General features: G+C 68.1%; 11 protein-coding genes. 6 read left to right on the forward strand and 5 right to left on the reverse strand.

What is annotated here, in order from left to right; all coding sequences use genetic code 11:
• On the forward strand, positions 1 to 593 hold a 593-nt coding region (locus VJ655_RS01405), incomplete at its 5' end, for a substrate-binding domain-containing protein (protein WP_324097580.1).
• Between the two features lie 54 nt (positions 594 to 647).
• Here the strand turns inward: VJ655_RS01405 and VJ655_RS01410 are convergent.
• The 4 genes from VJ655_RS01410 to VJ655_RS01425 form a co-directional block, all read right to left on the reverse strand.
• Complete coding sequence (locus VJ655_RS01410) at positions 648 to 1,031, reverse strand: GFA family protein (RefSeq protein ID WP_324097581.1); 384 nt, start codon at positions 1,029 to 1,031, stop codon at positions 648 to 650.
• A gap of 105 nt (positions 1,032 to 1,136) precedes the next feature.
• Positions 1,137 to 1,472 (reverse strand): hypothetical protein, encoded by a 336-nt coding sequence (locus VJ655_RS01415; protein ID WP_324097582.1) that lies wholly within the window; start codon positions 1,470 to 1,472, stop codon positions 1,137 to 1,139.
• 28 nt (positions 1,473 to 1,500) lie between these two features.
• Entirely contained in the window at positions 1,501 to 2,145 is a 645-nt protein-coding gene (locus VJ655_RS01420) for a DUF882 domain-containing protein (protein ID WP_324097583.1), read from the reverse strand.
• 61 nt (positions 2,146 to 2,206) lie between these two features.
• Entirely contained in the window at positions 2,207 to 3,757 is a 1,551-nt protein-coding gene (locus VJ655_RS01425; RefSeq protein WP_414646915.1) for a L,D-transpeptidase family protein, read from the reverse strand.
• Positions 3,758 to 3,917: 160 nt separating this feature from the next.
• On the opposite strand from VJ655_RS01425, the gene VJ655_RS01430 reads away from it, so the two are divergent.
• From VJ655_RS01430 to VJ655_RS01445, 4 genes are all read left to right on the forward strand, one after another.
• A complete protein-coding gene (locus VJ655_RS01430; RefSeq protein ID WP_414646916.1) occupies positions 3,918 to 5,720 on the forward strand; it encodes a glycoside hydrolase family 15 protein in 1,803 nt (600 codons plus the stop codon).
• A 133-nt stretch (positions 5,721 to 5,853) separates the two neighbouring features.
• A complete protein-coding gene (otsB, locus tag VJ655_RS01435) occupies positions 5,854 to 6,648 on the forward strand; it encodes a trehalose-phosphatase (RefSeq protein WP_414646917.1) in 795 nt (264 codons plus the stop codon).
• Entirely contained in the window at positions 6,645 to 8,135 is a 1,491-nt protein-coding gene (gene otsA / locus VJ655_RS01440; protein ID WP_324097586.1) for an alpha,alpha-trehalose-phosphate synthase (UDP-forming), read from the forward strand. Before otsB ends, otsA begins: the two co-directional genes overlap by 4 nt.
• A gap of 203 nt (positions 8,136 to 8,338) precedes the next feature.
• Positions 8,339 to 8,746: a hypothetical protein gene (locus VJ655_RS01445; RefSeq protein ID WP_324097587.1), complete on the forward strand. Its 408-nt coding sequence runs from the start codon at positions 8,339 to 8,341 to the stop codon at positions 8,744 to 8,746.
• Positions 8,747 to 8,769: 23 nt separating this feature from the next.
• Here VJ655_RS01445 and VJ655_RS01450 read toward each other — a convergent pair whose 3' ends face one another.
• A complete protein-coding gene (locus VJ655_RS01450) occupies positions 8,770 to 9,138 on the reverse strand; it encodes a BlaI/MecI/CopY family transcriptional regulator (protein ID WP_324097588.1) in 369 nt (122 codons plus the stop codon).
• Positions 9,139 to 9,369: 231 nt separating this feature from the next.
• On the opposite strand from VJ655_RS01450, the gene VJ655_RS01455 reads away from it, so the two are divergent.
• A partial coding sequence (locus VJ655_RS01455; protein ID WP_324097589.1) for a 2-keto-4-pentenoate hydratase occupies positions 9,370 to 9,966 on the forward strand: 597 nt, incomplete at its 3' end.

The following is a 9,966-nucleotide window of genomic DNA, read 5'->3' on the forward strand; positions in this document are numbered from 1 at the left end:
ACAAGAACTGGAACGAGGTCGGCCAAGGCCTGCCCAAGGCCCGCATCCTGGTCTACGGGCCGCCGCCGACCTCGGGCACCCGCGACGCCTTCGTCGAACTGGCCATGGAGGGCGGCGCCGCCAAGCTGCCGACCCTGGCCAAGATGAAGTCCAGCGACGAGAAGAAGTTCAAGGCCACCGTCTCGCCGATGCGCACCGACGGCGGCTGGGTCGACGCGGGCGAGAACGACAACGCCATCGTCGGCACGATCGAGAAGACCCCGAACGCCCTGGGCGTCTTCGGCTTCTCGTTCCTGGAAGAGAACGCCTCGCGCATCAAGGGCGCGTCGGTCAACGGCGTGAAGCCGACCCCGGCGACGATCGCCAGCGGCCAATATCCGCTGTCGCGCTCGCTGTTCATCTACGTGAAGAAGTCGCAGGTCGGCGTCACGCCGGGCCTGAAGGAGTTCGTCACCGAGTTCGTGTCGGACGCCGCCACCGGTCGCGGCGGTTATCTGCAGGGCCGCGGCCTGATCCCGCTGCCCCCGCCCCAGCACGCGGCGATGAAGAGCAAGGCCGGCGCCCTGCCCGCCATGCCCATGCCGAAGGAATAAGGGCGCGAACATTCGAGCCTGAGAGGGCGGCGACTTTCGGGTCGCCGCCCTTCTTCATTTGGACCTGAAAGGCGCGTCTCCGCATCCCGGGCTCCAGGACGCCTCGTCGGGCGCATATTCGTGGAAGGTGGCGCGTACGCCAGGATCGTCGTCCAGGCAGCTAGCGGCCAGGGCGACCACGCGGCCGGTGTCGGGATCGCCGAACGCCGTGCCGCAGCGCCGACAGAAGGTCCGCGTGAAGCGAAACGGCGGCTTGGGCCTGTAACGGGTCAGCAGTTCACGCCCCGCCAGCCAGTGCAGAGACTCGGCCCGAACGTAGACATAGGCGTCCGACCCGGCCTTGCGGCAGCGCGAACAGTGACAGGCGCCCATCAGGGCCGGCGGTTCGAACAGCTCGAACCGGACGCCCCCGCAAACGCAGCTTCCCTTGATGGTCAAGCACATCTCCTTGATAGCTCAAGGAAACTGCGCCAGCCCTGCCGCCAGCGCGTTGTCAGCAGACGACGAGGTTGGCTGAGGCGGGTTGTCGCGGGAGCCACACCCTCAATTGGGTCGAGAGCGCGATGTCATGCCGGTGGCGGCCGCGTCGTCGGCGACCTGTGGGTCCACGGGAGGCGCCGGTGCGGCGGCTGGCGGTTCGGTCGCCGGCGCGGGGGCCGGTGCGGCGGCCTCGACCTGGGGCGGCTGGGCCTGGGACGGCGTCCCGCCGCCCAGCGCGGCGTCCGCGGCCTCTTCGGCGGCGCTACGGGGGCCGAAGGCGTCCGTGACCTCGCTGTCGTCGGCGAGGTTCAGGAACAGGATCGCCACGAAGGTGGTGAAAACGCCGAGGACGAAGCCGAGAAAGATCCAGCCGAACCGATTGCCACGACGCTCGCTCATCCTACCCCGCCTGGCTACCCCGCCTGGATTACGCGCCCTTCCATTGGCGGACGCGGCCGACGTCCACGTGGACGAACCGGCTCTGCGGGTAATAACCCACGCCGCCGCGTCCGAGATCCAAGGCCGCGGCCCTTACGTGTTCGAGCGCGACGTCTTCCAGATAGATGTCCATCGCCTTGCCCTCCATGTGAAGGCTGTGCTTGGCGACTTCGCCGCTGCGGTCGGACAGCATCCTGTTGGTGGCCGGCGAGCGGTAGCCCGAGATCACCTGGAAAGGTTGGCGGCTGCCGGTGCGCGATTGGATCTGGCCGAGGATGTCATAGAGGCCGGGGTCCATCGGATGGACTTGGTCGTTGCGATAGTCGCGCAGCACCTTGTTCAGCGCCTGGACCGCATCGGGAACGTACTCGCCGTCTTCCCAATAGACCGCTTCCAGCTTTTCGCCGGTGTGCACATTGTGCAGATGAACCCATTTCAGGTCGACCGGCTTCACCGCTGGCGCCTCGACCGGCGTCGGTCGCAAGACGGGCTGCGGAACCGAAGGGGCGGCGGATTGTTTCCCCTGCAGGATCGCGCCGATGATGTCGTTGTCGTCGGCGCGCGCGGCCGCCAACGGCAGAAGTCCAGCCCCGAAAGCGCCCAGCCCCCACTGGAGCAGCTTACGTCGATGCATGCGTTTACGCCCTTACCCGACACTGAAAGTTCGGGCAGGACACCTCATCGAGATTAATAAATCAAGCTGAGCCAGGGCGAAGTGCGGCGATACGCTGCACCAGCTCACGATCCCAGCCATAGGGATCGTCGCGGAAATTGACCTGCCCGTCGGGGGTCACATAGGCCGTCCAGTACAGCAAAAGCACCGCGATCTGCTGAGGCAGCTTGGCCCGTACGGTGTCGCCCGAGGCGAGGGTCTGGTCGATCTTTTCAGGCGTCCAGACGGGATCGCCGGCCATCAGCATCTTGGCCAGCTCGATCGGCTTTTGCAGCCGCACGCAGCCGTGGCTGGCCAGGCGGCTGAAGCTGTCGAACTTCGAGCGGCTGGGCGTGTCGTGCAGGTAGACGCCATAGGGATTGTTGAAGTCGAACTTCACCTGCCCCAGCGCCGCCTTGGGGCCGGCCTTCTGCTGCAGCCGCGAGCCGCCGTCGCCGGTCGGGATGACGATGAAGTCGTTTCGGGCCAGATAGCCCGGATGGGCCTTTTCCTTGGGCCAGACTTCCTTGGCGGCGATTGACTGCGGCACGTTCCAGGGCGGGTTCAGCACAATGCTGTGGATCATCGACGACAGCATCGGGGTCTCGTCGCCCGGACGGCCGGTGACCGCCCGCATGGTCAGGGTCGGGGTGTCGTGGCTGAACACCGACATCACCGCGGCGGCGACATTCACCTGGATGCGGTCGGCCGGCAGGGTCTGGGGCAGCCAGCGCCAGCGCTCCATGTTGGCGACGATCTGGTCGACGCGCCGCTCCACGGGGACGTTCAGCGCCGCCAGGGTCCCTGGACCGACGACGCCGTCCGGCTCGAGGCCAAAGCGCTTCTGGGCACGCTGCACGGCCTGGACCAGGGCCGGGTCGAAGACATCGGTCCCGCTCCGGACGACCGTCGCATCCTCGACGGCCAGCCGCGCCCGCAGCGCCGGAACACGCGTATCGGTCGCGCCCGGCCGCAGGCTTGGCCCGGTCGGCACACCAGCCCAGCCGCCCCTGGCGGCGATCTCGCGATAGGTCGACAGGCCGGTCCGCAGGGTCTGGTAGCCGGTGTACGGGGGCGGCAGGCTAGCGAGCCAGTCGGCCAGGCGGTCCTGTTGGACGGCCGCGGCGAAGTCCGGCGCGGGGTCGTAGGCCTCCGGCCGCAGGCCCCACTCGGGCATGAAGGCGCTGATCGGCAGGCGCCCGACGCGGATGGCGCGCGCATAGGCCAGGGTCAGGTCGATCAACTGCGCCTGTCCCCTCGCCCGCGCCGCGGCGTCCTCGGACTGATAGAGGCCGATCGCCTTGTCCGGAGCGAACGCTTCCGGCGCCAGGCCGTGGGCGTCGGCGCCCTTCAAAGCCTGGCCAAGGACCTCGACCTGGTCGGGGCGGAGCGCCAGGCTGGTCAGGTCGACCTGCGGCCGGGCCGGCACCAGCGGGATCGTCTGAGCCACGCCCGCCACGGGCGGACTTTGCGACTGCGCCAGGGCGGACGACAGGGACAGCAGGCTTAGCGTCGCCGCCAGGACGCCGCAGGATCTGGAAACTCGCTTCACTGTCGCAATGCCCGCCGTACTCGCGCGGCCAAGCCGCGTCATGGTTTTCAGATGGCCGCCCGGGCCCTCGCCGTCAACGCGGCGATCGGGACGCCGGTGCGCAAGCCCCGCGCTCGACGCCGGTTTTCAAGAATAGGAACCCGTAAGCCACACCGTTGGTTTCACCCAGCGCGGGGATCGCGGGGCGCTAGGGATTAGACCTTTGACCAACAAGAAGACGCTCGACCTCTTTCCGATCGGCAACTGCGCCGTCAGCGCCCTGATCGACACCGCCGGCCGCTTTGTCTGGGCCTGCGCGCCTCGGGTGGATTCCGATCCGGTGTTCAGCGCCCTGCTCGACGACGCCGACCCGGACGGTCAGGACGCCAAAGGCCTGTGGGACATCCAGGTCGATCGCCGGGCCGAGGTGCGTCAGGGCTATATCCGCAACACGCCTATCCTGCGCACCGAGATCGCCGACGAGGACGGCGCGCGGATCGAGATCCTGGACTTCGCGCCGCGCTATCTGCAGTTCGGTCGCACCTTCCGCCCCACCGCCTTCATTCGCCTGATCCGGCCGATCGTCGGCGTTGCGCGCGTCACCCTGCGCCTGCGTCCCACGGCCGGCTGGGGCGCCAAGGTCGCCGAATACACGCGCGGCTCGCATCATATCCGCTACCTGTGTTCAGACATGACCCTGCGCCTGACCACGGACGCCCCGGTCTCGCACATCCTGGAAGAGCGCACCTTCCGGCTGGAGCGGCCGATCGCCATGTTCCTGGGCGCGGACGAGGGTTTCGACGCTCCCGTCGGCCCCACCTGCGAGCGCATGCTGCGCGAGACCGAAAGCTACTGGAAGCACTGGGTGCGGGGCCTGGCCATCCCGCTGGAATGGCAGACGGCGGTGATCCGCGCGGCCATCACGCTCAAGCTGTGCATGCACGAGGAGACGGGCGCCATCGTCGCGGCCCTGACCACCTCGATACCCGAGCACGCCGACAGCGGCAGGAACTGGGACTACCGCTACTGCTGGCTGCGCGACGCCTATTACGTGGTCCAGGCCCTGAACCGGTTGGGCGCGGTCGATATCCTGGAGAACTATCTGGGCTACCTGCGCAACATCGTCGATCGCGCCGAGGGCGGCCACATCCAGCCGCTGTTCGGCGTCGGCTTCGAGGAGGTGCTGACCGAGCGCTTCGCCCCCGACCTCCCGGGCTATCGCGGCATGGGGCCGGTGCGGGTCGGTAACCAGGCCTTCGAGCACATCCAGAACGATGTCTATGGCCAGATCATCCTGTCGACGGTCCAGGCCTTCTTCGACGAGCGCCTGCTGCGCCCGGCCACGGTCGACGATTTCGAGGCCTTGGAGCCGGTCGGCGAACAGGCCTTCAAGCTGCACGACCAGCCCGACGCCAGCCTGTGGGAGTTCCGGGGGCGCGCCAATGTCCACACCTATTCCTCGGCCATGTGCTGGGCCGCCTGCGACCGGCTGGGCAACGCCGCCGAGAAGCTGGGCCTGACCGAGAAGGCCGCCTTCTGGAACGGACGCGCCGCCCAGGTCCGCAAGACCATCGAGAGCCGAGCCTGGAACGAGGAGCTGGGGCGCTTCGCCGCCACCTTCGAGGGCGCCGAGCTGGACGCATCCTTGCTGCAACTGGTCGACCTGCGCTTCCAGACCGCCGACGATCCGCGCAACCTGGCCACCCTGAAGGCCGTCGAGGACGGCTTGCGGCGCGGCGCCTACCTGCTGCGCTACGCGATCCCCGATGACTTCGGCTCGCCCCAGACGGCGTTCAACATCTGCACCTTCTGGCTGATCGAGGCCCTGCACCTGCAAGGCCGGTCCGAGGAGGCGCGGGCGCTGTTCGAGGACATGCTCTCTCGCCGGACAGGCGCGGGCCTTCTGTCGGAAGACATCGGTTTCGCCGATGGCGAACTGTGGGGCAACTACCCCCAGACCTACTCCCTGGTCGGGCTGATCAACTGCGCCGTCCTGCTCAGCCGGCCGTGGACCTCGGTGCGATAGACAGTCGTCGATCAGGCCTGCCCGCTCCCCGGGCGCCGGCGCAAAAACCCGTGAGCTTCAGGTCATCGGGGGATCGAACCTCGCCGTGCGGCGTTCTTGGCGCATGTTGCTTACCGATGAGGGGGTTCTCGCCATGGCCGCGATCCAGCCGGTCTCGCGGGCGGGGTCCGTCGACCTCCCGCCCCCGCCGTTCAGCCTGCCCCGCCGCGCGGCCCTGTTCCTGGACCTCGACGGCACCCTGGCGCCGATCATGCCGCGCCCCGACGACGTGGGTCCCGATCCACGCCGAGCAAGGGTGATGGCGCGCCTGCGCGAGCGGTTCGAGGATCGCCTCGCCGTGGTCAGCGGCCGTTCCCTCCCCGACCTGGACCACATCCTGGGCGGCGGCGTGCCGTCGATCGCCGCGGTCCATGGCCTGGTCCGGCGCGCCGCCGACGGCGCCGTCGTCGACCTGCCGCCGCATGAGGACCTGGAAGACGCCCGCCGCATCCTGGGCGAGCTGGCCGACTGCGAACGCGGCCTGCTGTTCGAGGACAAGACCCTCAGCGTCGCCCTGCACTATCGCAACGCTCCCGGCTGCGCCGAGGCGGTGATCGAGGCGGCCGAGCGGCTGTCGCAGGCCACCGGCCTCGTCCTCCAGCTGGGCGACATGGTGGCCGAACTGCGCACGCCCGGCGCCGACAAGGGCGCGGCGGTGACCGCCTTCCTGCGCGAGGCGCCGTTCCTGGGCTCGACCCCGGTCTTCCTGGGCGACGATCTTACCGACGAGGACGGCTTCGCCGCCGCCTCGCGCCTGGGCGGCTTCGGCGTTCTGGTCGGCCAGCCGCGCCCCACCGAGGCGCGCCATCGCCTGGACTCGCCCGCCGACGTTCTGGACTGGCTGGAGGCCCTCGCGGCGCCGGCGGACGCCCTGGGAGTCACCGCATGAGCCGCCTGATCGTCGTGTCCAACCGCGTCAATCCGCCGAACCCGGCCGAGGGCGGCGAAGGCTCCGTCGGGGGGCTGGCCATGGCCCTGGCCGCGGCGCTGCGGGAGTATTCTGGCATCTGGTTCGGCTGGAGCGGCAAGACCATTCCAGAGTTCACCGGCCAGTTGAACATGCAGCGGATCGAGGGGGTGACGGTGGCCACCGTCGACCTCGAGGAGACCGACTATCAAGAGTACTATAACGGCTACGCCAACAAGACGCTGTGGCCGCTGTTCCACTACCGGGTCGACCTGACCGCCTATGACCGCTCGTTCGGCGAGGGCTACGACCGGGTCAACAAGCGCTTCGCCGAGACCCTGGCGCCGCTGATCGAGCCGGACGACATCGTCTGGGTGCACGACTACCACCTGATCCCTCTGGCTCGGGAGCTGCGGCGGATGGGCGTGACCAACCGGATCGGCTTCTTCCTGCACATCCCCTGGCCGGCGCACCAGCTGGTCGTCACCCTGCCCCGCCATCGCCAGCTGGTGGAGGCGCTGTTCGACTACGACCTGATCGGCTTCCAGACCGAGGAGTCGCTGCAGGCCTTCGAGGGTTACGTGTTCTCGGAGGTCGGAGGGTCGAAGAACGCCCGCGGCGAGTTGGTCGCCTTCGGGCGGCGCGCCTGCGCGGCCGCCTTCCCGATCGGGGTCGACGCCCAGGACTTCGCCGAGATCCTGAAAAGCGAAGCCGCCCTCAAGACCTACGACCGGATGATGGCCCACAGCGTCTTTCGCAAGATGATCGTCGGTGTCGACCGGCTGGACTATTCCAAGGGACTGGAAGAGCGGCTGGTCGGCTTCGAGCGATTCCTGCACGAGCACCCGGACCTGCGTCGCGAGGTTATGCTTCTGCAGATCGCGCCGCTGTCGCGCGACGAGGTCGAGGCCTATCAGGACCTGCGCTCGCGGCTGGACGGCCTGATCGGTCGGATCAACGGCGCCTATGCCGAGATGGACTGGACGCCGATCCGCTACGTCAACCGCTCGTATCGGCGTGACGAGCTGGCCGGGGTTTACCGGGCCGCGAAAGCGGCGCTGGTCACGCCGCTGCGCGACGGCATGAACCTGGTGGCCAAGGAATACGTCGCCGCTCAGGACCCCGAAGATCCCGGCGTGCTGATCCTGTCGCGCTTCGCCGGCGCGGCGCGGCAGATGAAGGACGCCCTGATCGTCAATCCCAACAGCCCCGAGGAAATCTCGGACGCCCTGGAGCGCGCTCTCTCGATGAGTCTGGCGGAGCGCAAGCGTCGCTGGGAGGCCCTGTTCGACAACGTCGAGCGCGAGGACGTCACGGCATGGCGCGACAACTTCGTGGCCGCCCTGCGCGCCCGGCCCGGCCCCGACGAAGGTGATGACGAGGACACGACCAAGCCCCCGGTGCGAACCTTGGATGTCGCGGCCAGGGCGCTCAAGGCCGGCCCCGAAGCCAGGGCGATGCGAGGCTAGAGCATTTCACGACCTGACTGTGTCAGGCCGTGAGCTCTAGTCTTTTGTTTAAGCGCATTTTTCTTCGCGCGAACCGGGCCCCCTTTGCTCGAAAAATGCTCTAGCGCCCGTCCCGTTTAGATCGGGAATCCGGGCCAAACCTTGACTCAAGCGCCCGCGCCGCGCGTCCTGCCGCGCGGGGACGCTCGCGCAGGAGATCTTGAATGCGTGCTTGGATCACTCTGTCCGCTGTTCTGCTCGCGATGACGTCGGCGGCCCACGCGGGCGGCGGCGCGGACGACCGCGGCGAACGCAGCCTGGCCAAGATGCTCGAGGGCCGCGCCGCCGGCGCGGCGCGCAAGTGCATCCGCACCCAACTCGCCTTCAACGTCGAGATCGTCGACAAGACGGCCATCGTCTACTGGATGCCGGACGGCGCGCTGTATGTGAACCGTCCGCAAGCAGGCGCGGCCAGTCTGGAGCGCCAGTCGGTTCTGGAGACGCGCTCGGCGCACGGCGAGACCTGCCGGGGTGACCGCGTCGACGTCATCGAAAGCGGCGGCAAGGGCGGCATGGGCCGAGGCAGCGTGCTGCTGGGGAACTTCACGCCCTACGCCAAGCCTCCGCGCTGACGGGCGGTCTGGCGGCGGGGTTCTTACCGCCCCTTTTCCATGCCCTCGATCAGCTTCTTCAGCTTGGCCACCTCGTCGGCCTTCAAGGGCCGGTGCTGAGCGAAGTGGCTGATCAGCGGCGCCAGCTGGCCTTCGAACAGACGGTCCAGCAGGCCCTGGCTTTCGGCCTGGACATAGGCGCTGCGGTCAACCAGCGGTCGGTAGCCGTGCTTGCCATCGGCGCGCTCCGACTTGATGGCCTTCTTCTTCAGCAGGCGATTGATCAGCGTCTTGACCGTGGCCTCGCCCCAGTTCTGGGCGCCGCCCACCTCGGCGACCAGCTCGTCGGCCGACAGCGGCGCGCGCCGCCACAGCGCTTCCATGACGTGAGCTTCGGCGGTTGTGATGTGCATGACGCTTACATCCGTAATTCTCGGCGACGCTATACTTGCTGTTACAGGTGTCAAGCCGGGCGGGGCCCTTCGTGCGCCTCGCCTTCCCTCCACCTTTCAACCGGCGTCCGCGCCTGGGCCGGTCTCACGCGCTCATTGTCAATGACACCGGTTTCCACTAGAGACGTGCCCTAACCTGAAAAGTGGCCCGCCAAGCGGGACTTGAGCCGAATTCGAGGGAGGATACGCGGCGTGACCGTTTCTGAGGCCGACAGTGAGGCGTTCATCCCCACGGCCATCGCTCCCCAGTTCGTAAAGGCTCGTCAGGACGGCGTTTGTGTCGCCGGTTACCCGGGCGGCGTGATTCCCCCGACCATGGCCGACGGCTACGCGGTGCAGGACATCGCCATCGATCTCTGGCCCGACGAACTGGTCGGCTGGAAGGTTGGCCTGGTGCCGCCGCAGCATCGCGAACGCCTGGGCGCCGAGCGCCTCGCCGGCTGCATCTTCAAGTCCAAGGTCCAGCAGGCCAACACCGACGGCCAGCCGAACACATTCCGCGCCATCGAGGGCGGCTTCTGCGCCGTCGAGGCCGAGTTCATCATCCGCCTGGGCAAGGACGCCCCGGCCGGCAGGACCCAGTGGACCGCCGAGGAAGCCGCCGACTACGTGGGCGAGCTGCTGGTCGGCGTCGAGATCGCGGGCAGCCCGCTGAAGACCATCAACGCCCTGGGGCCCACCGTCGTGGCGTCAGACTTTGGCAATAACGATGGTCAGATCATTGGTCAGACCATTTCCAACTGGCGCGACATCGCCTGGGAGGATATGCCGGTCGAGACCTTCATCAAC

The sequence above is a fragment of the Caulobacter sp. genome (genome assembly GCF_035254145.1).
GTDB lineage: Bacteria > Pseudomonadota > Alphaproteobacteria > Caulobacterales > Caulobacteraceae > Caulobacter.